At 67.0% G+C, this 21,518-nt stretch carries 18 protein-coding genes; 14 read left to right on the plus strand and 4 right to left on the minus strand.

The features are described 5' to 3' along the window. Nucleotides 1–68 precede the first annotated feature (68 nt). A complete protein-coding gene (locus ACWDTI_RS20715; RefSeq protein ID WP_449740005.1) occupies nucleotides 69–1,712 on the plus strand; it encodes an acyl-CoA synthetase in 1,644 nt (547 codons plus the stop codon). Between the two features lies 1 nt (nucleotide 1,713). After that, entirely contained in the window at nucleotides 1,714–2,853 is a 1,140-nt protein-coding gene (locus tag ACWDTI_RS20720; protein WP_449740006.1) for an NAD(P)H-dependent flavin oxidoreductase, read from the plus strand. A 232-nt stretch (nucleotides 2,854–3,085) separates the two neighbouring features. Here the strand turns inward: ACWDTI_RS20720 and ACWDTI_RS20725 are convergent, their stop codons facing one another. The 4 genes from ACWDTI_RS20725 to ACWDTI_RS20740 all read right to left on the minus strand — a co-directional run bounded on the left by ACWDTI_RS20725 (nucleotide 3,086) and on the right by ACWDTI_RS20740 (nucleotide 9,449). After that, nucleotides 3,086–4,657: a DUF222 domain-containing protein gene (locus ACWDTI_RS20725; RefSeq protein ID WP_449740007.1), complete on the minus strand. Its 1,572-nt coding sequence runs from the start codon at nucleotides 4,655–4,657 to the stop codon at nucleotides 3,086–3,088. A 746-nt stretch (nucleotides 4,658–5,403) separates the two neighbouring features. Next, nucleotides 5,404–6,957, minus strand: coding sequence for a long-chain-fatty-acid--CoA ligase (locus ACWDTI_RS20730; protein WP_449740008.1), 1,554 nt, complete (start codon nucleotides 6,955–6,957; stop codon nucleotides 5,404–5,406). A gap of 5 nt (nucleotides 6,958–6,962) precedes the next feature. Next, nucleotides 6,963–8,099 carry an acyl-CoA dehydrogenase family protein gene (locus ACWDTI_RS20735; protein ID WP_449740009.1) on the minus strand — a complete coding sequence of 379 codons (1,137 nt, stop codon included), beginning with the start codon at nucleotides 8,097–8,099 and terminating at the stop codon, nucleotides 6,963–6,965. 129 nt (nucleotides 8,100–8,228) lie between these two features. After that, nucleotides 8,229–9,449: an acyl-CoA dehydrogenase family protein gene (locus ACWDTI_RS20740; protein WP_449740010.1), complete on the minus strand. Its 1,221-nt coding sequence runs from the start codon at nucleotides 9,447–9,449 to the stop codon at nucleotides 8,229–8,231. 126 nt (nucleotides 9,450–9,575) lie between these two features. Between ACWDTI_RS20740 and ACWDTI_RS20745 the strand changes: the two genes are divergently transcribed. The 12 genes from ACWDTI_RS20745 to ACWDTI_RS20800 all read left to right on the plus strand — a co-directional run bounded on the left by ACWDTI_RS20745 (nucleotide 9,576) and on the right by ACWDTI_RS20800 (nucleotide 21,487). Beyond that, the gene (locus ACWDTI_RS20745; RefSeq protein WP_449740011.1) at nucleotides 9,576–9,764 is read left to right on the plus strand and encodes a ferredoxin; all 189 of its coding nucleotides are present in this window, start codon (nucleotides 9,576–9,578) and stop codon (nucleotides 9,762–9,764) included. Nucleotides 9,765–9,858: 94 nt separating this feature from the next. Further along, nucleotides 9,859–10,749 (plus strand): 3-oxoacyl-ACP reductase, encoded by an 891-nt coding sequence (locus tag ACWDTI_RS20750; RefSeq protein ID WP_449740012.1) that lies wholly within the window; start codon nucleotides 9,859–9,861, stop codon nucleotides 10,747–10,749. A gap of 87 nt (nucleotides 10,750–10,836) precedes the next feature. After that, nucleotides 10,837–11,601 (plus strand): MlaE family ABC transporter permease, encoded by a 765-nt coding sequence (locus tag ACWDTI_RS20755; protein ID WP_449740013.1) that lies wholly within the window; start codon nucleotides 10,837–10,839, stop codon nucleotides 11,599–11,601. A 2-nt stretch (nucleotides 11,602–11,603) separates the two neighbouring features. Next, nucleotides 11,604–12,455 carry an MlaE family ABC transporter permease gene (locus ACWDTI_RS20760; RefSeq protein WP_449740014.1) on the plus strand — a complete coding sequence of 284 codons (852 nt, stop codon included), beginning with the start codon at nucleotides 11,604–11,606 and terminating at the stop codon, nucleotides 12,453–12,455. A 5-nt stretch (nucleotides 12,456–12,460) separates the two neighbouring features. Then, the gene (locus ACWDTI_RS20765; protein WP_449740015.1) at nucleotides 12,461–13,636 is read left to right on the plus strand and encodes an MCE family protein; all 1,176 of its coding nucleotides are present in this window, start codon (nucleotides 12,461–12,463) and stop codon (nucleotides 13,634–13,636) included. Further along, nucleotides 13,629–14,687: an MCE family protein gene (locus ACWDTI_RS20770; RefSeq protein WP_449740016.1), complete on the plus strand. Its 1,059-nt coding sequence runs from the start codon at nucleotides 13,629–13,631 to the stop codon at nucleotides 14,685–14,687. Before ACWDTI_RS20765 ends, ACWDTI_RS20770 begins: the two co-directional genes overlap by 8 nt. After that, nucleotides 14,684–15,946 (plus strand): MCE family protein, encoded by a 1,263-nt coding sequence (locus ACWDTI_RS20775; protein WP_449740017.1) that lies wholly within the window; start codon nucleotides 14,684–14,686, stop codon nucleotides 15,944–15,946. Before ACWDTI_RS20770 ends, ACWDTI_RS20775 begins: the two co-directional genes overlap by 4 nt. A 1-nt stretch (nucleotide 15,947) precedes the next feature. Further along, nucleotides 15,948–17,207 carry an MCE family protein gene (locus tag ACWDTI_RS20780; protein WP_449740018.1) on the plus strand — a complete coding sequence of 420 codons (1,260 nt, stop codon included), beginning with the start codon at nucleotides 15,948–15,950 and terminating at the stop codon, nucleotides 17,205–17,207. Next, nucleotides 17,204–18,484 carry an MCE family protein gene (locus ACWDTI_RS20785; RefSeq protein ID WP_449740019.1) on the plus strand — a complete coding sequence of 427 codons (1,281 nt, stop codon included), beginning with the start codon at nucleotides 17,204–17,206 and terminating at the stop codon, nucleotides 18,482–18,484. The genes ACWDTI_RS20780 and ACWDTI_RS20785 overlap by 4 nt, the downstream gene beginning before the upstream one ends. Continuing rightward, nucleotides 18,484–19,908, plus strand: coding sequence for an MCE family protein (locus ACWDTI_RS20790; RefSeq protein WP_449740020.1), 1,425 nt, complete (start codon nucleotides 18,484–18,486; stop codon nucleotides 19,906–19,908). The genes ACWDTI_RS20785 and ACWDTI_RS20790 overlap by 1 nt, the downstream gene beginning before the upstream one ends. Beyond that, entirely contained in the window at nucleotides 19,872–20,849 is a 978-nt protein-coding gene (locus tag ACWDTI_RS20795) for a hypothetical protein (RefSeq protein WP_449740021.1), read from the plus strand. Before ACWDTI_RS20790 ends, ACWDTI_RS20795 begins: the two co-directional genes overlap by 37 nt. Continuing rightward, complete coding sequence (locus ACWDTI_RS20800) at nucleotides 20,849–21,487, plus strand: hypothetical protein (protein ID WP_449740022.1); 639 nt, start codon at nucleotides 20,849–20,851, stop codon at nucleotides 21,485–21,487. Before ACWDTI_RS20795 ends, ACWDTI_RS20800 begins: the two co-directional genes overlap by 1 nt. The last annotated feature ends 31 nt before the right edge of the window (nucleotides 21,488–21,518 follow it).

Here is a 21,518-nt window from a genome sequence, read left to right on the forward strand (position 1 = left end):
GTCGGTCCTCGCGATCACGTCAGGCGATACGTCTTGCCCAAAACGATAACACGTTCTAATTTGAAGCCATGGCCTATACGATTGCCGACCTCATCGAGCATGCCGTCGATCTGATGCCGGAGCGCATCGCACTCGAGTCCGGCGAGCAGACGCGCACCTACGCCGACCTCGAGGCGCGGTCCAACGCGCTCGCTCACAAGCTGCGGGAGCTCGGGGTGCGACCCGGCGACCGAGTCGGGTTGTACAGCAGAAACACCATCGAATCGGTGGAGTCGATGGTGGCCATCTTCAAGGCCCGCGCGGTGATGGTCAACGTGAACTATCGCTACGTGGAAGCCGAACTCGAGCACATCTTCACCGACTCCGGAATGACCGTACTCATCCACGAACGACAGTTCTGCGAGCGTGTGTGCAACACGTTGCCGAATACGCCGTCGATCGAGCATCGGATCGTCATCGAGGACGGCACCGACGCCGAGGTCGGTTGTGCGGGCCACTCGGATGCCATCCGGTACGAGGACGCGATCGCCGAGTCCTCGTCCGACCGGGACTTCGAGGACCGCAGCGACGACGACCTCTACATGCTCTACACCGGTGGCACCACCGGCAAGCCCAAGGGTGTGGTGTGGCGGCAGATCGACGTCTGGCGGGTCCTCGGCGGCGGGATCGACTGGTACACCAGCGAACCCGTGCCCGATGAATGGCATCTCGCCCGACAAGGGGCCGGCGGCGGTCAGCTGGTGCGGTTCCCGATCCCGCCGTTCATCCACGGCGGATCCCAGTGGGCCATCTTCCAGTCACTGTTCGCCGGCGGAAAAGCGGTGGTGTATCCGGAGTTCAGCGGGCCGCACGCCTGGGAGGTGATCGAACGGCACAAGGTCAACGTCGTCTTCATCACCGGAGATGCCATGGGACGCCCCATGATCGAGGCGCTCGCCGAGAACGACGACCACGACCTGAGCAGCGTGCTGTCGGTGGCGTCGTCGGCGGCTCTGTTCTCGCCGAGCGTCAAGGAACAGTTCCTCGACCGCTTCCCCAATTCGGTGATCATCGATGCCATCGGGTCGTCGGAGACCGGGTTCGGCGGACTCGGGGTGGTGGCCAAGGGTGCGCCGCATACGGGTGGGCCGCGCGTCAACGCCGACAGCGAAACACACGTGCTGCGCGACGACGGCACTCCGGTGGAACCGGGCAGCGGGGAGATCGGCATGCTCGCACGGACCGGGCACATTCCGTTGCGCTACCACAACGATCCGGAGAAGTCGGCGAAAACATTCAAGGAGTTCAACGGGATTCGCTACTCCTTCCCGGGTGACTTCGCGCAGCTCGAAGAAGACGGCTCGATCACCATGCTGGGCCGGGGCTCGGTCTCCATCAACACCGGTGGCGAGAAGGTGTTCCCGGAGGAGGTCGAGGGCGCGTTGAAGGCGCATCCGGACGTGTTCGACACCGTCGTCGTCGGGGTCGCCGACCAGCGCTGGGGACAGCGGGTGGCGGCGGTGATCGCGACCCGCGACGGGGTGCGGCCGTCGCTGGCCGATCTCAACGATGTCGTGCGCAAGGAGTTGGCGGGCTACAAGTGTCCGCGCAGCGTGTGGTTCGTCGACGAGATCAAACGGTCGCCCGCCGGCAAGCCGGACTACCGGTGGGGCGTTGCCGTCACCGAGGAGCGCCCGGCCGACGAGTCGCACGCCGCGACGGGAAAGCACTGATATGAGAACCGAACTCACCGAACGCTTCGGTATCGACTACCCGATCTTCGGCTTCACCCCGAGTCAGGACGTGGCCGCCGCGATCAGCCGCGCCGGCGGGATGGGTGTGCTCGGGTGTGTCCGCTTCAACGAGGCCGACGAACTCGACGAGGTACTCGAATGGATGCACGAGAACACCGACGGCAAACCGTTCGGTGTCGACGTGGTCATGCCGGCCAAGATCCCGACCGAGGGCAGCAAGTTCGACCTCGACTCGATGATCCCGCCCGAGCACCGCGCATTCGTCGAACGCACACTCGACGATCTCGGGGTGCCGCCACTGCCGGATGGCAGCCGGGTCGACGCGGGCGTGCTGGGCTGGCTGCATTCGGTGGCGCGCTCGCACGTCGACGTCGCGATGGAACATCGCCGCAAGTACGGGCAGATCGCTTTGATCGCCAACGCTTTGGGTTCTCCGCCCGCCGATGTCATCCAAGTCGCCCACGACAACGGCGTGGCCGTCGCCGCGTTGGCCGGCGCGAAAGAACATGCGCTGCACCACGTCGAGGCCGGTGTCGACATCGTCATCGCGCAGGGGTACGAGGGTGGCGGCCACACCGGCGAGGTCACATCGATGGTTCTGTGGCCCGAACTTGTTGATGCGGTGGGTGATTCGGCACCGGTGCTGGCCGCCGGCGGCGTGGGCAGCGGTCGGCAGATCGCCGCGGCGATCGCGCTCGGGGCGCAAGGCGTCTGGATGGGCACCTACTGGCTGACCGCCGCCGAGTACAAACTGGGTGTGGCGCCCGGTTCCGACGAACCGTCGACGGTGCAGAAGGCGTTGCTGAACGCCACCTCGCGGGACACGGTGCGGCGTCGCATCTACTCGGGCAAACCGGCGCGGCTGCTCAAGACCAAGTGGACCGACGCGTGGGATGCCCCCGGCGCACCCGAACCGCTTCCGATGCCCCTGCAGAATCTGCTCGTCGCCGACGCGCACGCCCGGATCTCCGCCGCCGACGACCCCGAGGTGGTGGCGATGCCGGCCGGCCAGATCGTGGGTCGCTGCAACACGATCACGCCGGTCGCCGAGCTGATCGCGGACCTCGTGAGCGAGTACGAGGAAGCGGTTGGGCGGCTGGGTAAGACGCTGAACAGCTGAGGGTCGGGATCAGCCGGCAGCCTCGTTTTCCCGGAGGAGTGAGGGTTCGGCCGAGCCAGGATGGTCCCGGTTGGGGACCTTCGACCCGCCAGCATTCCCTCCCGCTCCCTGAGGAGCGAGCGAGGAACGCCCTTCGGAGCGCTCGCGGGCTCGCTTACTCAGGACCCGCGAGCGTCTCCTCTCGCTCCCTGAGGAGCCCGCGAGGCGCTGGCCGAGCGAGCGTCTCGAAGGGTCACCCCAGCTCGACGACGTTAACCGCCCACCCCGAGGCGATCAGCCGGGGCACTCGTCGACGTTCCTCGGGGTGGCCGGGCGGTCCGGTCGGGGTCTTGGGTTCGGCTGTGCCCGAACGATTCTGGGGTCGTTGTAGCTGGGTTTGGTGCTTCAGGTGGCGAGAGAAGGCCTCGGCCACCTCGCGGGTTCGATCGATCCGGACCCTCGATCGCCCCTTCCCACGTCGGCCGTTGCGCGTCCAGGCCGGGCGGCCGGCATCAGGCCCGGTCTTGATGATGTGGGTGGACCACTGGCCGGGTTTGTCGCCGACCATCCGGTTGTGGGTCGGGCAGGCGGCAGCCAGATCCTGGATGTCGGTGAGCCCGCCGTCTTTCCAATCCTGTTCGGCGTGATGCGCTTCGGTGCGGGTGAACGGCTGACTACAACCCGGGCAGGTGCAGACCGCGCCGTCACGGGCCAGCAGCATCATCCGTTGGGCCTGGTTGGCGAACCGGTTGGCCCGCCCCAGATACAACGGTTGGGCGCTGTGGTCGGCGAACACCGCCAGATGCTGCTGGGCTTCGGCCGCCAGTTCGATCACGTCGGCGATCGGCAGGAGAGCCCCACCCGCGGTGGTCGCCACCCCGGCCCGTTCCCGCAGTTCGGTTTCGGAGATCGTGATGATCAGGTGTGGCGGCAGGCCGCGGTGACTCTTGCCGAGCAGGCCGCCGTCGGCGACCGCTTGCAGCAGCGCGTGCAGGGCATCGTGGTTACGTTGCCCCGGCGTGCGAAGGTCCCGCTCGGCGGCCTGCTTCAGGGCCTCGGGATCGGCATCGTCCGTGCTGCCCTGCGGGGAGGCCTCGTCGGCCGGGTTGTTCATGCCGGGGGCGGCCCACGCGTCGAGCACCACGTCCAGCAGGGCCCGGGTGACCGGATCCAACTGGCCCTCCAGGGCACTCATCAGTTGGGCGTCCTGCTTGGACAGGTGCAGGCTGCGTCGCCGCGCCCGGTCCTTGTCGTCGGTCAGGGCGCCGTCGGGGTCGAGATGGGCCAGCAGCCGCGCACCGAGGGTGGTCAACTCTTTCGGGGTGTGCACGCGGGCGTAGTCGGCCATCAGCTTCTCGGCCGCGGTGCGTTGCTCGGCGTCGAGCGTGGCGGGCAGCTTGTCGAGGGTGGCGATCACTCGGGCCGCGTGGTCGGGGCCGATCGCGCCTTCGGCGAATGCCTCGGCCAGGGTCGGGCACTGTGGGTCGAGTTGCTCGCCGTTCAGGGCGTGTAACGCCAGCAACGCGGCCATCTGCGTGCGCCGGCGGCCGGGATCAGTGATCCGTAACCGATCCATCATGAAATCGCCGATCGAGCGATAGCCTTCCTCGGCGACCACGTTGCGGTCCGAGCAGTCCAGGACCCGCTGCAGCCCGAAGAAGCTCATCCGCCGCGCGGAGCGTTCATGGGTTTCGGTGACCGCCACGATGTCGTCGTAGGAGGCCGGGGTGGCATCGACGGCGGCGATCCGATCCAACAGGTCGTCGAGTTCGCGGTAGAGCCCTACGATCTCCGCGTCGCCGTCGCTGGTGGTGTCGCCGGTCATCGAGCCCCCTCCCCAAGTCACTCGAACTGATGTTCGATAGTCTATCAGTATGTGCTGGTCAGAGGCAAGAGGTAAATGTGCTGCCTGACTCGAAGAGTCAGTCCCCGCCGATCGAGTAAGCGAGCGAGCCTGCGAGCCGCGCATCGAGATCTGCCGTGGTCTCGATGCGGCGCCTCGCTTCGCTCGGTGCCTTACTCGACCTGCGAAAGGGGACTCTGTCCGTCCCGCGCCGGCGGCCTGCGGTGCTTGCTCGGCCCGCGATGGGGACTCTGTCCGTCCCGCGCCGGCGGCCCGCGGTGCTTGCTCGGCCTGTGAAGGGGACCCTGTTCGGTCCGACGTCGGCGGCCCGCGGTGCTTGCTCGGCCTGTGAAGGGGACCCTGTTCGGTCCGACGCCGGCGGCCTGCAGTGCTCACTCGGCCTGCGATGGGGACTCTTCCCGTCCGACGTCGGCGGCCGGCGGTGCTTGCTCGGGTCTGCGAAGGGGACTCTTCCCGTCCCATGCCTGCTGCTTGCGGTGCTTGCTCGGCCTGCGAAGGGGGACTCTGTCCGTCTCACGCCGGTGGCCTGCGGTGCTTGCTCGGGTCTGCGATGGGGACTGTGTCCGTCTCACGCCGGTGGCCTGCGATGCTTGCTCGGGTCTGCGATGGGGACTCTTCCGGTCCCGCGCCGGCGGCCTGCGGTGTTTGCTCGGTCTGCGAAGGGGGCCTTTCCCGTCCCACGCCGGCCACCTGCTGCGGCAGGTTGCTTACTCGATGAGCGGAACGGAGATGGGCGCGGCCCGGAACCATTCGCCGCGTCTTTCCCAGTCAGCGGCTGCGTTCTGTTCCCTCAGGGTGCGTTTGACCGTCTTGAAGGTCGCGGTCTCGGGCAATGCCTCGACCAGTCGAACGCGATGCGGCCACTGCGTTGGACTCAGATCCGTTTGCTCACGAAGGAACTCGGTGAATCCATCGGCGTCGAGATCACCGTCGAGCACCAGTACCGCCTCGATCTCGTCGCCGACCTCGACGGGCACGCCGTAGACCGCTACCTGTCGGATCGCCGGGTGCCGCAACAGGATACGTTCGATGGGCCCCGCGGCGAGATTCTCGCCGTCGACCCTCATCCAGTCACCCAGGCGCCCCGCGAAATGGATGTACCCCTCGTTGTCCACCCATCCGAGGTCGCCTGTGTGGTAGATGCCGCCGCGCAGCCGGTCGGCGGTGGCCTGCTCGTCGTTGTAGTAGCCGCTGAAAAGTCCTGGACCCGAGGAGTTCACGATCTCCCCGACAACGCCGGTCCGGACCTGCTGACCGGTCTCCGGGTCGACCACGGCTGTTGGCGGCCGCAGCGGGCCCAACGCATCCGGCGGCGTGTCCGGGGTGCGGGTGATCGCGACGCCACCCTCTGTGGAGCCGAAGCCGTCGATCACGCGGCAACCGAAACGGTCGGCGAATCGCTGCCGATCGCGCGCCGACGCCTCGTTGCCGTACATGATGCGCAGCGGGCACGTCGCGTCGTCCTCGGCGGGCTGAGTGGCGAGGACGTAGTTCAGCGGCTTGCCGACATAGTTGGCGTAGGTGACCCCGTACCGCTTCAGGTCGTCGACGAAGCCGCGTGCGGAGAACTTGCGGCGCACTGCGATCGACGCGCCGCCCGCGACGGCCACGGTCCATCCGGCGATTATCGCGTTGGAGTGGAACATCGGCATCGAGAGGTAGACGACATCGTCGCGGCCGATGCCGAAGCGGTCGGCCAACATCGGTCCGCCGGTGGCGAAAGTGCGGTGCGTGCACCGCACTGCCTTGGGATCGCCGGTTGTGCCGGAGGTGAAGATCAGCATCAGCAGGTCGTCGGGAGCGGGCGTCGACGCGGGTCGTGCGCTTGGCGCGGAAGCCTCGACCATGCCCTGCCATTCGGCGGAATCGGTGTTGATGATCGGAACATCCCCGATGTCCACGCCCTCGAGCAGCTCAGTGGTGTCGTCGGCAACGAGGACCACCTGGCAGTCGGCGCGTGCGATATCGGCCGCGAGCGCGGCGCCGCGTCTGGTCGTGTTCAATCCGACGACGACGAAGCCATCGCGCGCCGCGGCTGCCAGCACCGCCGAGAACTCCGGTGAATTGTGTGACAGCACACCGACATGAGGTGGTCGGCCCACATCGAGAAGCACTCGCATCGCGTCGCCGATCGACCGCGCACGCCCGAGATGTGTCCGCCACGAGACGAATTCACCCTCGAACCAGATACCTCGGTCGTCTACCTCGGAGAGTGGTTCGAGCAGCGAGGCGATTGTCGCCACTGCGGTGCGTGTCGACACGTCGATCAGGCCGGCGTCTGCGCGAGGTCGCCCCCGATCGAGCGCAGTGCTGCCGGCGCCGAGCCCAAGGTGAACTCGTTCTGCTTGGCGCGCAGGAAGTATCGGTGAACGGGATGACTGGTGTCGAGCCCGACGCCGCCATGCACGTGGATGGTGGTGTGCGCGACCCGGTGCCCGGCCTCGGCGGCCCAGAACTTGGCGGTGGCAATCGCGGTGTGCAGATCGGCGTCGTGGTCGGAGTCCGCTCGCGACAGCATCCAGGCTGCCTGCGTGGTGGTCAGCGAGAGACCCTGCACGTCGATGTAGCCATTGGCGAGTCGTTGGGCAACCGCCTGGAAGGACCCGATCGGGCGACCGAACTGCTCACGCTCGCGCGCATACTCCGCGGTGAGCTCCAATGCGCGCGAAACGATTCCGGACTGCTCAGCACAGACCGCCAGAGTGCTGCGGTTGATCAGGTCATGCACCGCCACGGTTCCTCCGGAGAGAATCTGATCGGAATCGACTGCGACATCGGTGAACTCGACCTGGGCCGTCGGGATGAGACCGGTCGACGTCGTCGTGACGATACGCACGCCACTCGCATCGGCCGGCACGATCAGCACCACCGGACCGTCGGCAGACAGGGCGGTGACGGCGAATGCGTCGGCGGCCTGGCCGTACGGCACATTGACCTTGGTGCCACTCAGGGTCGAGCCGCCGGCTCCCTCGGCCAAAGTGGCTGTCGGAGAAAGGGGATCGACACCGAGATCCTCCTCGACGGCCGTTGTCACGATGACTTCGCCGGTCGCTCCCGCGGCAAGTAGACGATCCCGCAGGCCGGCACTGCCGTGCGCCGCGACCACCGGCAGTGCAGCGCAGGCGTGTGGTCCGAACGGGACTCGGGCCAGGACGCGTTCGAGTTCTTCGGCGACAACCGAGTTCTCGATCGCGGACAGGTCGCCGCCGTTGTCTCCCACGGCCGACGACGGGAGCTCGAGGCCGAGCAGTCCGGCGGTGCCGAGTTCGCGCCACAGGGTTGCGTCGATCGGCGCCGACGAGGCCTCGAGCTCGGCCAGGTGGTCGGGAGTGCTGATCTTGGTTGCGATGTCGCGGGCGAGCGTGCGGACGTCGTCGGCGGACTCGGGGAGAGTGAAATCCATTGTGGGCTTTCGGGTTGCGGTGGGTGATCTCGATGCGGCGTCTCGCTGCGCTCGGAGCCTTACTCGATCAGCGAACTTGGGGTCTCGCTGCGCAGGGGCCTTGCTCGGTCGGCGAATGTAGGTGGGTCGTCACCTCCGCTGGTGGGGGAGGCCGAGGGCGAGCATGGCAATGATGTCGCGCTGGATCTCGTTGGTGCCGCCGCCGAAGGTGAGGATCAGCGAGGTGCGCTGGAACCGTTCGAGACGGCCGTTGAGGTGCGCGCCCGGACTGTTCGCCCGCAGAGTCGCGGCAGGTCCGACGACCTCCATCAGCAATCGGTAGGCCTCGGTGGCGAATTCGGTGCCGAACACCTTGGTCGCCGAGGCGTCGGCGGGGCTCGGCGAGCCGCCGGAGCCGGCGATCGACGCGATCTTCCAGTTGATCAATTTGAGGAACTCGACCTTGGCGTGCACCCGGGCGAGGTTGGCCTGCACCCACGGCGCGTCGATGACCCGTTGTCCGTCACCGGTTTTGGTGTGCTGTGCCCACTCGACGGTCTCCCGCAGCGCGGTCTGGATCGGGGCGGCACTGCACAACGCCACGCGTTCGTGGTTGAGCTGGTTGGTGACCAGCGGCCACCCGCCGCCTTCGTCGCCGACGAGGGCCGACGTCGGCACCCGCACGTCCTGGTAATAGGTGGCACTCGTGTCGACACCGGACATGGTGTGCACCGGGGTGTAACTGAAGCCGTCGGCCGTCGTCGGCACGATCAGCATCGAGATGCCGGCATGCTTCTTCAGGCCGCGCTTCTTTCCGTCCTCGGTCAGCGTGGACGGGTCGGTGCGGCAGGCCAGCCAGATGTAGTCGGCGTAGGGGACGAGGCTCGTCCACATCTTCTGCCCGTTGATGACGTACTCGTCGCCGTCGCGGATGGCGGTCGTCCGCAGCGCGGCCAGATCGGTGCCGGCGCCCGGCTCGGAGTAGCCGATGGAGAAGTGCAGTTGCCCGGCCGCGATCTTCGGCAGGAAGAACGCCTTCTGCTCGTCGGTGCCGTAGTGCATGATCGTCGGCGCGACGGAGTTGATGGTCAGGAACGGAACGGGCGCACCCGCAATCGCCGCCTCGTCGGTGAAGATCAGCTGGTCCATCATCGAGCGGTTCTGGCCGCCGAACTCGGTGGGCCAGCCCAGCGCCAGCCATCCGTCGGCACCCATCTGCGCGACGACGTCGCGGTAGGCGTCGCCCTCGCCGAGCTCGCCGCCGTCACCGCCGCTCAGGGCGGCGCGCCGTTCGTCGGTCATCAGGGCCGCGAAGTACGACCGCAGTTCCCGCCGGAGTTCGGCTTGCTGGTCGGTGTAGGCGATGCGCATCGATGTCTCCGTGTCATAGGGTCAACCGGTCCCGGCGAACTCACGCTCGCCAACTTCTGAAACACGTTCTAGCCTGTATGTCACAGCCCGTCAACAGGCGACCATTCTCCGAAGGAGTACCCGATCATGCGAATCAAGGCAGACTTCGACCTGTGCGAGTCCAATGCGATCTGCGTTGGGATGGCACCGGACGTATTCGACCTTGACGACGACGACTACCTGGTGATTCTCCAGGAGGAAGTGCCCGCCGGGCGCGAGGAGGAAATGCGTCAGATCGTCGCCAGTTGCCCCAAGTCGGCGCTGTCGCTCGAGTAGGCCGTACCCACCGATCCGGTGCCGACGGTTCCGGTTCCCGCGCATTCGTGCTAGAACAGGTTCTAGTTTTTGACGACTCGGGAAGGGAGCCGACGTGGGGCAGTCGTTGGACGGACGGATCGCGGTGGTCACCGGGGCGGGTGCCGGCCTCGGCCGCGCCGAGGCGATAGGTCTCGCCGCCGAGGGCGCCACGGTGATCGTAAACGACCTGGCCCGCGCCCTGGACTCGAGCGATGTCGTCGACGTCGTCACCGCCGCGGGGCGTCGCGCGGTGCCGGTCGCCGGCGACATCGCCGACTCGGCCACCGCCACGGAGATCATGCGCACGGCCACCGACGACCTCGGCGGGCTCGACATCGTGATGAGCAACGCCGGCATCACCCGCGACAAGATGCTGTTCAACATGTCCGACGACGACTGGGATCTGGTGATCCGCGTGCATCTGCGTGGCCACTTCCTGCTCAACCGCAACGCCGCGAGTCACTGGCGTGCCGCGTCCAAGGCGGCGGGCGGCCCGGTCTACGGCCGGCTGATCAACACATCGTCCGAGGCGGGGCTGCTGGGTCCGGAGGGGCAGGCCAACTACGGCGCGGCGAAGGCGGGCATCACCGCGCTGACGTTGTCGGCGGCGCGCGCGCTACGCCGCTACGGGGTTCGCGCCAACGCGATCTGTCCGCGCGCGCGAACCCAGATGACCGCCGGGGTGTTCGGGGACGCCCCGGACGACGGTGTCGACCCGCTCTCGCCCGAACACGTCGTCCGGCTGGTCACCTTTCTGGCCGGACCCGACGCCGATCAGGTCACCGGCCAGGTGTTCGTGGTGTACGGCCCGAAGGTGGTGTTGATGGCCGCGCCGACGGTGGCGGAGACCTTCACCGCGGTGGGTGACGCCTGGGATTCCGGAGCCCTGAACAAGACCTTGACCAGCTACTTCTCCGGTCGGGACCCGGGTAGGACATTCTCAGCGAGTCAACTGGTCGAGTGACCGAAACGGTCATGGGTGCGTGATAGGTTCGCGGTAATCCCGGTCTCGCGCGCCGATGAGGGGGATCCCAGGGGGGAAGGAGTGCTGGTGTTGCAGAAGCTCGCCACGCCGATGGCCGGCGTCGGGGACTTCGTGTCGTTGGGTGTCGATTCAGCTCGGGAACTGTTTCGCCGCCCTGTCCAGTGGCGTGAGACGGTCGAGCAGTCGTGGGCGATCGCCCGCGTGTCGATGGTCCCGACGCTGCTGGTCGCCATCCCGTTCACCGTGCTCGTGAGCTTCACGCTCAACATCCTGCTGCGCGAGATCGGCGCCCAGGACCTGTCCGGCGCCGGGGCGGCGCTGGGCACCATCACTCAGATCGGCCCCATCGTCACCGTGCTCATCGTCGCGGGTGCCGGCGCGACGGCGATCTGCGCCGACCTCGGGGCCCGCACCATCCGCGAAGAGATCGACGCGATGAAGGTGCTGGGCATCAATCCGATCCACCGCCTGGTGGTGCCGCGGATCATCGCGTCGACCGGCGTCGCCGTGCTGCTGAACAGCCTGGTGTGCACCATCGGCATCGGCGGCGGCTTCATGTTCTCGGTTTTCCTGCAGGACGTGAACCCCGGCGCGTTCATCGCCAACCTCACGCTGCTCACCGGCTTCGGGGAGCTGATGATCTCGATGGTCAAGGCCGCGCTCTTCGGACTGTTCGCCGGGATGGTCGGCTGCTATCAGGGGCTCAATGTCAAGGGCGGCGCAAAAGGCGTCGGCGACGCGGTGAACGAGACCGTCGTGTACTCGTTCATGGCGCTGTTCGTCGTGAACGTCGTCGTCACCGCGGTCGGGCTGAAGGCGACGGCGGGCTGAGCATGGTTCTTCCGTTCACCACCCGCTTCCAAACCGCCCGATTCGCGCTCAAGCGCGCCGGCGAGGACTGGGACCAGATCGGCGATCAGGCGCTGTTCTACTGGGACAGCCTCATCGCCATCCCGCGCGCGGTACGGCAATACAAGAAGGAGACCCTGCGGCTCATCGCCGAGATCTCCATGGGAACCGGTGCGCTGGCGATGATCGGCGGCACCGTCGTCGTCGTCGGCTTTCTCACCCTGTTCACCGGCGGCACCATCGCGGTGCAGGGCTACAGTTCGCTCGCCAACATCGGTGTCGAAGCCCTCACCGGTTTCTTCTCCGCATTCATCAACGTGCGCATCGCCGTGCCCGTGATCGCCGGCATCGCGCTCGCCGCGACGATCGGCGCGGGCGCCACCGCCCAACTCGGCGCGATGCGGGTCAGTGAGGAGATCGACGCGCTCGAGACGATGGCCATCTCGTCGATCCCGTACCTGGTCAGCACCCGTATCGTTGCCGGACTGATCGCGATCATCCCGCTGTACGCGCTCGCCTCGCTGGCGTCCTTCCTGGCCAGCCGCTTCGCGACGGTCTTCCTCTACGGTCAGTCGCCCGGCGTCTACGACCACTACTTCAACACCTTCCTCATCCCGTCGGACATCCTGTGGTCGTTCGTGCAGGCGATCTGCATGGCCATCGCGGTCATGCTGATCCACACCTACTACGGCTACAACGCCTCCGGCGGCCCGGTCGGCGTCGGTGTCGCGGTGGGGAACGCGGTCCGCGCATCGCTCGTTGTTGTGGTCGTGATCACACTGCTCACCTCACTCGCCATCTACGGCGCCGACGGCAAGTTCAACCTGGCGGGGTAGGGCGCATGCCAAGGAAGCAGGAGCGCAGCCGCGCGGTCCGGCGGACCGCCGCGGTCGTCATGGTCGGCGGACTGGTGGTGATCATCGCCGCGGCGGCAGGCCAGTTCCTCAACTGGTTCGCCGACACCCAGACGGTCACGCTCGAAGCCCCCCGCGCCGGCCTGGTGATGAACCCCGACGCCAAGGTGAAACTCCGCGGCGTCGAGGTCGGGCGGGTCGCGTCGATCACCGAGAGCGATGCCCAGGCGATCCTGAAGCTCAACATCTACTCCGATCAGATGTCGATGATCCCGGGCAACGTGAACGCCGACATCAAGTCGAACACCGTCTTCGGGGCCAAGGCCGTGGACCTCGTCGTCCCCGAATCCGGCGCCTCGGGCACTCTGCAACCGGGTCAGACGATCAGCGGTGATCAGGTCGTCGTGGAACTCAACACCGTGTATCAACAGCTCGTCGGCGTGCTCGCGCAGCTTCAGCCCGAGAAGCTGAACGCGACCCTCGGCGCGATCGACACCGCGCTGTCCGGGCGCGGCGACGACGTCGGTGTGGCGTTGGCGCAACTGTCGGATCTTCTCGGCAAGACCAACCCACACCTCACCGAACTCAACGACCTCCTCGCGCAGACCGCGACCGCGTCGAACGTCTACGCCGACGCGATGCCGAGCCTGATGCGCAGCATCGACAACTTCACCGTCATCGGCAACACCCTCGTCGACAATCAGGCGAACCTCGACGCGCTGCTCATCAACGCAACCGGCATGGCCAACACCATCGACGGGGTGGTGGCGCCGTCCAAGGCCCGCCTCATGGCGACGCTGTCGAACTTCAGTCCGGTGGCAAGCATGCTCGGCTATCAGGCCCCAGGCCTCGCCTGCTTCATCACGGCGGCGGCCATCGGCACCAAGAAGGCCGCCCCGATCTTCGGCGGCGAGTACGGACTGACCCTGTTCGCCGGGTTGCTGCCCGGATCCGAGCCCTACCGCTACCCGGAGAATCTGCCCCGCAACAACGTCGACGGTCCACCCACCTGCGAGGGCGGTCTGGGCGATCCGGACTCGGCCGAGCACGTCGACTTCTACGTCGGCGACAACGCGGAACAGCCCTACCAGCCGCGCACCAAGCCGAAGGCCGACCGGACGAAGCTCTTCCAACTGCTGTTCGGAGCGCCGCCCCGTGGATAACAGAGCCCGCGCGTTCCGCGCGACCTCGATCAAGCTCGGCGCCTTCGCAGTCGTGATGGTGCTGGTGTTCGTGGCCCTGGTGGTCGTGTTCAGCCGCTACCGGTCCGGCAAGTCCGACGACTACACCGCCCTGTTCACCAGCGCGTCGGCGATGAAGTCGGGCAGCACGGTGAAGATCGCCGGCGTCGAGGTCGGATCGGTGCAGTCGGTGTCGCTCAACCGGGACAACGAGGCCGAGGTCGCCTTCAGCGTCGACCGGCAGTACCCGTTGCCGTCGTCGGTGCATGCGGTGATCCGGTACGAGAACCTCACCGGCGACCGTTACCTCGAACTCCAGCAGGGAACCGGCGACCCCGACAAGACACTCACGCCGGGCTCGCAGATCCCGATCTCGCAGACCGTACCGGCGCTGGACCTCGACAAACTGCTCGGCGGTTTCAAACCGCTGTTCCGCACGCTCAATCCGAACGAGGTCAACGACCTGTCCGCCTCGCTGATCCAGGTGTTCCAGGGGCAGGGACCGGCCCTGAACCAGTTGCTGACCAGCACCGCAGACTTCACCAACACCCTCGCCGACCGCGACCAGCTGATCGGCGAGGTCATCGACAACCTGAACACCACCATGGCCACCGTCGAAGGTGACCGCACCGGCTTCGACGACAGCCTCGACAAGCTCCAGCAGTTGGTCAGTGGACTCAACGCCCAACGCGGGGTGATCGGCGACTCGCTCACCCAGACCGCGCAGCTCACCAACAGTCTGTCCGACCTGCTGGTCACCACCCGCCCCGACATCAAGTCCGCCGCCGACAACCTCGGGAAGACCTCGGCCGAGGTCCTCAAGTCCGAGCCGTACGTGCGGGGCCTCATCCAGCGGCTGCCGAACGACTACAAGATGCTGTCCAACGTCGGCAGCTACGGCGCCTGGCTGCAGCTGTGGCTGTGCCGCATCCGGCTGCTGTTCAACGGCCCCGGCAACAACCAGATCTGGTTCACCCCCGTCGACGTCACATCGCAGTCCACCAATCCCGGCGGGCGGTGCTACCCGCGATGAGCCCGTTCAGCGGTCTGTTCCGCAGCAACCGAAGTGCGTCCGACGACGCCGACGCCACCCGCGAGGAGGGGCGCGGCGGCCGCAGTCGTGCGCAGGTCGGCGTGATCGGCGTGGTCGTCACCTCGCTGATCGTCATCGTCGCGATGCAGATGGACAAATTGCCGTACCTGTCGCCGATCAGCACCTACCGCGCCTACTTCGACGACGCGGGCGGCCTCGTCAAAGGCGACATCGTCACCGTTTCGGGCGTGAATGTGGGTACGGTGCAAGCGATTTCGCTTGCCGGCACCGATCGCGGCACCAAGGCCGAAGTGATCTTCCGGATGCAGGACACCGTCGTCATGGGAATCGACTCGCAGGCGGCCATCAAGACCGAGACCGTCCTCGGCCGCCGCAACCTGACGCTGATCCCGCACGGCCCCGGACGGATCAAGCCGGGCGGAGAGATCAAGAACGAGAACACCATCGCGCCCTACTCGCTGACCGACGCGCTCGAGGGCGCCACCGACACCCTCGCGCAGACCGACACCGATCAGCTCAACCTCGCACTGACCACCGTGAACGAGGCGTTCTCCGAAACGCCCGACCAGGTGAAGGGCGCGGTGGACGGCGTTGCACGCCTCTCCAAGGCCGTCGCCGACCGCGACAACGAACTGCGCGAACTGCTCGGCCGCGCCAACGAGGTCACCCAGATCGTCGGAGACCGCAGCGCACAGATCAACTCGTTGCTTCTCGACGCCAATTCGCTGCTCGGCGAACTGCAGCTGCGACGGTCCGCGATCGCCGCCCTGATCAGCGGAACCCGCGATGTGAGCGCCCAGGTGAGCGGCTTCGTCGCCGACAACAACGCACAGCTGACGCCGGTACTGACAAAGCTCGACGGGGTGCTCAAGATCCTCAGCGACAACGACGCGTCGCTGCGCAAGGCCATCGACGGTCTCGGGCCGTATGCCAACCTGCTCGGCGAGGCCGTCGCGTCGGGACCGTACTTCTCGTCGCTGGTCGGTGTGCCGACCTTCGGCGACTACACGTCGGTGTTCATGAAGGTGCTGCAACAGAAATATCCCCAGCTGTGGCAGACGTTCCTGCGTACCGGCAGCCCGGCACTGCCGCAGTCGTGGAGCATGACTCCCGGCGCTGCCGAACCACCGCGGCCGAAGTCGCCGAAGCCGGCGTACCCGACGCCGCCGTCGACCTATCCGCCGCCACCGACGACCTCGCCGACCGCGCCGCCGGTCCCGCAGACGGAAGGCCGCTGACATGGGACTCGGCAAGCGGGTGTGGCAGACCATCGCCGGGGTGGTGCTGGTGATCGTCGTGGTGATCGCGGGCTACTTCGCCGTCAACAAGGTCCGCTACAACACGGTCACCGCGTACTTCCCGTCGGTGACTGGGCTGTACAAGGGTGACTCGGTGCGGGTGCTCGGCGTGAGCATCGGTCACGTGGCGTCGATCGAGCCGCGCGACGGCGACGTCAAGGTCGTCATGGACATCGCCAAGGACACACCCATCCCGACTGATGCCAAGGCGGTCATCGTCGCGCAGAGCCTCGTGTCGGGGCGCTTTATCCAGCTGACCCCCGTCTACGCATCGGGGCCCACGATGACCGGCAACGCCACCATCCCGATGGACCGCACCGCGGTCCCGATGGAATGGGACGACGTGAAGGCGCAGCTCACGCGCCTCACCGAGGCGGTCGGCCCGAACGGTGCGGACAAGGGCACCGCGGCCCAGACCATCGACACCTTCGACAAGAACCTGTCGGGCAACGGTCAATCGATCAACGACTCGATCCATGAACTCTCCGACGTGATCGGAACACTCTCGGCCGGCCGCGGCGACCTCTTCGCGACCATCCGCAGCCTGCAGAAACTCACCGACGCGCTCTCGGACAGCCATGAGCAGATGGTGCAGTTCAACGGCCGGATCGCGTCGGTCAGTTCGGTCCTCGGCGACTCCACCACCCAGCTGAACGGTGCGATGCACAACCTGGACGCCGCTCTCTCGGACGTGCAGAAGTTCATCGATCAGAACGGCAAGACGCTGTCGACCTCGGTCGGTCAACTCGCCGCGACCACCAAGATCCTCGCCGACAAGGACGAACAGTTCCGCGGCCTGCTGCACTCGTCGCCCACCCAGCTGGCCAACTTCCTCAACATCTACAACCCGTTGACCGGATCGCTCGTCGGTATCTTCGGCCTCGGTATGGGCGCCAACCTGATCACCCTGCTGTGCGGCACGATGGCCGCCAACGATCGTCCGGAACTCGACCAGGGTGAGGTCGAGAAGTGCGTCGACGTCCTCGAACCGGTGCTCGCCACGATCACCGTCAACTATCCGCCGTTCATGACCAATCCGGTCAGCGGCATCATGGCGCGACCGGACCAGATCCAGTATCAGAACGCGGACGTGAAGGCCCGCGCCCAGGAGGCGATCCAGCAGCAGGACGCCATCACCCGATCGCACAACGGCGGCGGTTCGCTCGGCGACCTGCTGGTGCCCTGGGGGGCGGAGAAATGATGCGCCGCCGACTGGCCGTCCCGCTCGTGCTGACCGCCGTCCTCATCCTGCTCGGGGGCTGCGGTTTCCAGGGGCTGTCCAGCATGCCGATCCCGGGAGCGCAGGGCACCGACGACGGCTCCTACCAGATCACCGCGATGATCCCGACCGCCGCCGGACTGACCACCAACGCGCCGGTGATGATCGACGACGCCACGGTCGGCAGCGTCGGGGAGATCCGGATTAAGGACTGGAACGCGCAGGTCGCGCTGCGGCTCGACAAGGGAACCCAGGTGCCGCGCGGGTCGCACGTCATGATCGGAATGACCAGCGTGCTGGGCTCGATGCACCTGGAGATCGTGCAGCCCGAGCATCCCGAGGGCGGGATGATGGCCCCTGGCGACGAGATTCCGTTGACCAAGTGTCCCGAGCAGGCCAACATCGCGGCGCCCACCGGTGCCGAACCGATTCCCGACGTCAACGCCGCGCAGCAGGTGGCGGCCTGCACCTATCCCACCACCGAGCAGGTGCTGAGCTCGTTGTCGGTGGTGCTCAACGGCGGCGGCCTGTCCCAGCTCGGTGACATCGTCCACGAGATGGATTCGGTGTTCACCGGCCGGCAGGACGCCATCGACAAACTCCTGCCGCGGCTGAACACCCTGGTGTCCGACCTTGACCGCCAGAAGGAGAACATCGTCTCGGCGATCGACGGGCTCAACCGGCTCTCGGCGACGATCAACGAACAGACCCCGACGGTCGAGCGGGCCCTCGCCGACGGCCCGCAGATCCTGCAACTGCTGGTCGACCAGCGCCCACACCTCACCGACACCCTCGCCGCCCTCGATCGGCTGTCCCGAACCACCAACGACATCCTCACCGCGAACAGCGACGACATCCGCAACATCGTCAAGAACCTGTCGCCGTTGCTCGACCAGCTGCAAGCCACCGGTCCGGCCCTCAGCGAGTCACTCGGACTGCTGTTCACATTCCCGTTCGTCGAGGACAAGATCCCCGCGATCGTCCGCGGCGACTACGTCAACGGCGACCTCGTCCTCGACCTCACCTTCGACCGGCTCAAGAAGGGCATGTTCAGCTCCGTCGGGCTGGTCGGGCCCGAGGGCGTGGTGGGCGCACCCGCCGGCGCGGCCAAACGCGGACTCGATCCGTTCACCTCGCCGCTGGTCCCCGGCGGCGGCACTCCCCGGACCAAGGCGCCCGCATCGAAGGCGCCGGCATCGAAGACACCGGCCGCCAAGCCGGTTCCGACGCCGGGCGCGCCCCAAGGGGGTGGCAACTGATGAAGATCACCCGGTTCGTCCGCATCCAGCTGGTCATCTTCGCCGTCGTCACCGTGATCGCGATCGTCGCCATGGCGGTCTACTACGTCCGGCTGCCCGGCATGTTCGGCGTCGGGCAGTACCGGGTGCAGCTGAACCTGCCCAGCTCCGGCGGCCTCTATCAGAACGCCAACGTGAGTTTCCGGGGCGTCAACGTCGGCAAGGTGGAGTCGGTACGGCTCAGCCCGACCGGTGTCGAGGCGACGCTGAGCATCGACAGCGACAGCAAGATCCCGGCGTCGTCGACCGCATCGGTGCGCAGCGTGTCCGCGATCGGTGAACAGTACGTCGAGTTCATGCCGAAGCCGGGCGGTCCGTCGGGCAATCTGTACGACGGATCGGTGGTCACCACCGAGGACGTGCCCGTCGAGATCTCCACGATGCTCGACCAGGCCGACGCCCTGTTGCGCGACGTCGACGACACGCAACTCCGGTCGGTGATGGACGAGGCGTTCCTCGCGTTCAACGGCACCGGCGAAGCGCTGCAACGCCTGCTGGATTCGATGACCCTGCTTGTCGGCGACGCCGACAAGAACTCCGACGTCACCATCAAGCTGGTGCAGCAGGCCGGGCCGCTGCTGGCGACGCAAAGCCGGACCGCCGACGACATCCGCACCTGGACGTCGGAGGTCACCAAGTTCACCGACCAACTGCGGGCCAACCGTCCCGAACTCGTCGACATCCTCGACAAGGGACCCGGCGTCGCGACCCAGAGCGAACAACTCTTCGCGTCGATGAACCAGTCGCTCCCGATGACCATCGCCAACCTCGACGTCGCCGCCAAGACGATGGCGGTGTACCTGCCGAACCTGCAACAGATCGTCGTGCTGTATCCGCGCGTGCTGGCCGAGCTGTACACGGCGATGAACACCGGCAGCCCCCGTTATGGGGCGAACGTGAACTTCTCGCTCGGCTTCCAGGACCCCGGCACCTGTACCGTCGGCTTCCTGCCGTACACCGACTGGCGGTTCGGCAACGCGCAGACCGCGCGCGACGTCCCGCCCGGGATGCTCTGCCGGGTCCCGCAGGACTCCAACCTCGCGGTCCGCGGCGCCCGCAACTTCCCGTGCGTCGAGTTCCCCGGACGGCGCGCGCCGACCCCCGAGGAATGCCGCACGGGATACAAACCCGTCAGCGACAACAACTCGCCCTTCCCGCAGGGGCTGCCATTCCCCAGCCCGTGGAACAAACCCGCCGGATACGTCGCGCCCGGCACACCCACCGAACACAGCTCCGACCCCGCGGTCTACGCCACCGGCTACGATCCGGACTCCGGAGACTTCATCGGTCCGGACGGCAAGACCTACAACGCCGGACTCGGACAGAAATCGCAAGGACAACCCAGCACATGGCAGAGCTTGATCACGACGACCGTCCAGAAGTGACCGACCCCGACCCGGGCGGCGACACGACACACGACGACGACCACGCCTGCGAACCGGTGATCGCGGCCCGCACACCGGTGCGGTCGGCACCGCTCGGGCGGGGCCGGCGGCCGAAACCCCGCGCGGCGAGCGCCTCGGATGCCGGAACTCCCGACGCCGGTTCTCCCGAAGCCCGGACTCCCGTAGCCGGGACCCCTGAAACCGGGACCCCTGAAGCCGGGACCCCTGAGGGAACCGCCCCGGAGACAACCGCGGCCGAGACCCGAGACCCCAGTGACGTCGAGCAGACACTGAGCTACCGGGAGCGTCGACGCGCTCGGATGGCCGCGTCGGCCGGCGCCCCCGAGCCCTCGGCCGAGCAGCGCCGCGCGCCCGAAGCGAGTCCCGCTCCTCCGGACGACGCCACGAAACGCGGGCCCACCTCGCGGGTGCGCTACGCGGGCCGGTCGGGCAGGTCGGCGCGATGGCTGATCGCCGGAGGCATCGGTGTGGTCATCATCATCGCGTGCGTCGCCGCAGCGATCGCGTTCGCGGTCGGGATCTCCCGCCACGACCGGCAGAACGATCTGCGCGCCGAGTACTCGGCGTTCGCCGGGCAGATGATCGTCAACCTCACGACGCTCAACCCGGGCAATGTCGACCAGGCGATGAAAACCATGGAGACCAAGACCAGCGGCCGAGCCCAGCAGCAGATGCAGGACTCCATGAGGCAGGCCGTCGGTCTCGTGCAGGACCAGAAGGTCGACACCAAGTCGACCATCATCTCCTCCGCGGTTACCAAGGCGACGCCCGACGAGGGCACGGTCATCCTGGTGTCCGGCTGGCAGATGAAATCACCGGACGCGAAGGAGGGCACCACGGTGCAGACCTTCCGCTGGCGGGTGCAGCTCACCCGGATCAACGGTGAGCTGAAGATGACCAACTTCGAGTGGGTGACGTAATGCGAACGACCACAGGCAGACTCGTCGGCCTCGCCATCGGCGTGCTCACCCTGGCCGCGATCGTGGTCGCCGCGTTCCTGGGCTGGCGGTACTGGGAGGCGCGCAGCGTGGAGAACGCGCGCACCACGTCACTGCAGTCCGCCAAGGAATACGCGACGACGATGTTCGGCTACAACCCCAACACCGTCGACGCCCACATCGCCAAATCACAGAGCGTGCTCACGGGTGCCGCCAAACCGACCTACGACGACCTGGTGACGAAGAACAACCTGGCCGCCGAGGTGCGCAAGCAGGGCGTCGTGTCCGAGGTGACCATCCAGGACGCGGGCGTGGTGACCAACACCAAGAACACCTCGCAGGTGCTGATCTTCATGAACCAGTCGGTGACGCGCGGTGACCGCGAACTGGTCCGCGTCGATCCGAGCCGACTCACCTTCGACATGGTCAACCAAGACGGCGAATGGAAGATCAGCGGAATCGACGTCATCACCGACGACTCGTTCCGCAGCAAGATCGGGATCACCGACAAGGCGCCCGCCAACGGGGTTCCGCTGAACCCGACGCCGGCGCCCTCGTCCGCGGTGCCCGTTCCGACGCCGCCCGCTGCCGCCACCTCGAGTCCGGTGCCCACACCCTGAGAACGAAAAGGCGGGGCCGGCCACTCGGCAG

The sequence above is a fragment of the Gordonia sp. NPDC003424 genome, assembly GCF_053588655.1.

What these genes read in the sequence shown, in the direction of transcription:
- ACWDTI_RS20715 (WP_449740005.1), top strand. Translation starts at nt 69, where the DNA reads ATGGCCTATACGATTGCCGACCTCATCGAGCATGCCGTCGATCTGATG.
- ACWDTI_RS20745 (WP_449740011.1), top strand. Translation starts at nt 9,576, where the DNA reads ATGCGAATCAAGGCAGACTTCGACCTGTGCGAGTCCAATGCGATCTGC.
- ACWDTI_RS20760 (WP_449740014.1), top strand. Translation starts at nt 11,604, where the DNA reads ATGGTTCTTCCGTTCACCACCCGCTTCCAAACCGCCCGATTCGCGCTC.
- ACWDTI_RS20765 (WP_449740015.1), top strand. Translation starts at nt 12,461, where the DNA reads ATGCCAAGGAAGCAGGAGCGCAGCCGCGCGGTCCGGCGGACCGCCGCG.
- ACWDTI_RS20725 (WP_449740007.1), bottom strand. Translation starts at nt 4,657, where the DNA reads ATGACCGGCGACACCACCAGCGACGGCGACGCGGAGATCGTAGGGCTC.
- ACWDTI_RS20735 (WP_449740009.1), bottom strand. Translation starts at nt 8,099, where the DNA reads ATGGATTTCACTCTCCCCGAGTCCGCCGACGACGTCCGCACGCTCGCC.
- ACWDTI_RS20740 (WP_449740010.1), bottom strand. Translation starts at nt 9,449, where the DNA reads ATGCGCATCGCCTACACCGACCAGCAAGCCGAACTCCGGCGGGAACTG.
- ACWDTI_RS20720 (WP_449740006.1), top strand. Translation starts at nt 1,714, where the DNA reads ATGAGAACCGAACTCACCGAACGCTTCGGTATCGACTACCCGATCTTC.
- ACWDTI_RS20780 (WP_449740018.1), top strand. Translation starts at nt 15,948, where the DNA reads ATGGGACTCGGCAAGCGGGTGTGGCAGACCATCGCCGGGGTGGTGCTG.
- ACWDTI_RS20795 (WP_449740021.1), top strand. Translation starts at nt 19,872, where the DNA reads ATGGCAGAGCTTGATCACGACGACCGTCCAGAAGTGACCGACCCCGAC.
- ACWDTI_RS20790 (WP_449740020.1), top strand. Translation starts at nt 18,484, where the DNA reads ATGAAGATCACCCGGTTCGTCCGCATCCAGCTGGTCATCTTCGCCGTC.
- ACWDTI_RS20775 (WP_449740017.1), top strand. Translation starts at nt 14,684, where the DNA reads ATGAGCCCGTTCAGCGGTCTGTTCCGCAGCAACCGAAGTGCGTCCGAC.
- ACWDTI_RS20800 (WP_449740022.1), top strand. Translation starts at nt 20,849, where the DNA reads ATGCGAACGACCACAGGCAGACTCGTCGGCCTCGCCATCGGCGTGCTC.
- ACWDTI_RS20785 (WP_449740019.1), top strand. Translation starts at nt 17,204, where the DNA reads ATGATGCGCCGCCGACTGGCCGTCCCGCTCGTGCTGACCGCCGTCCTC.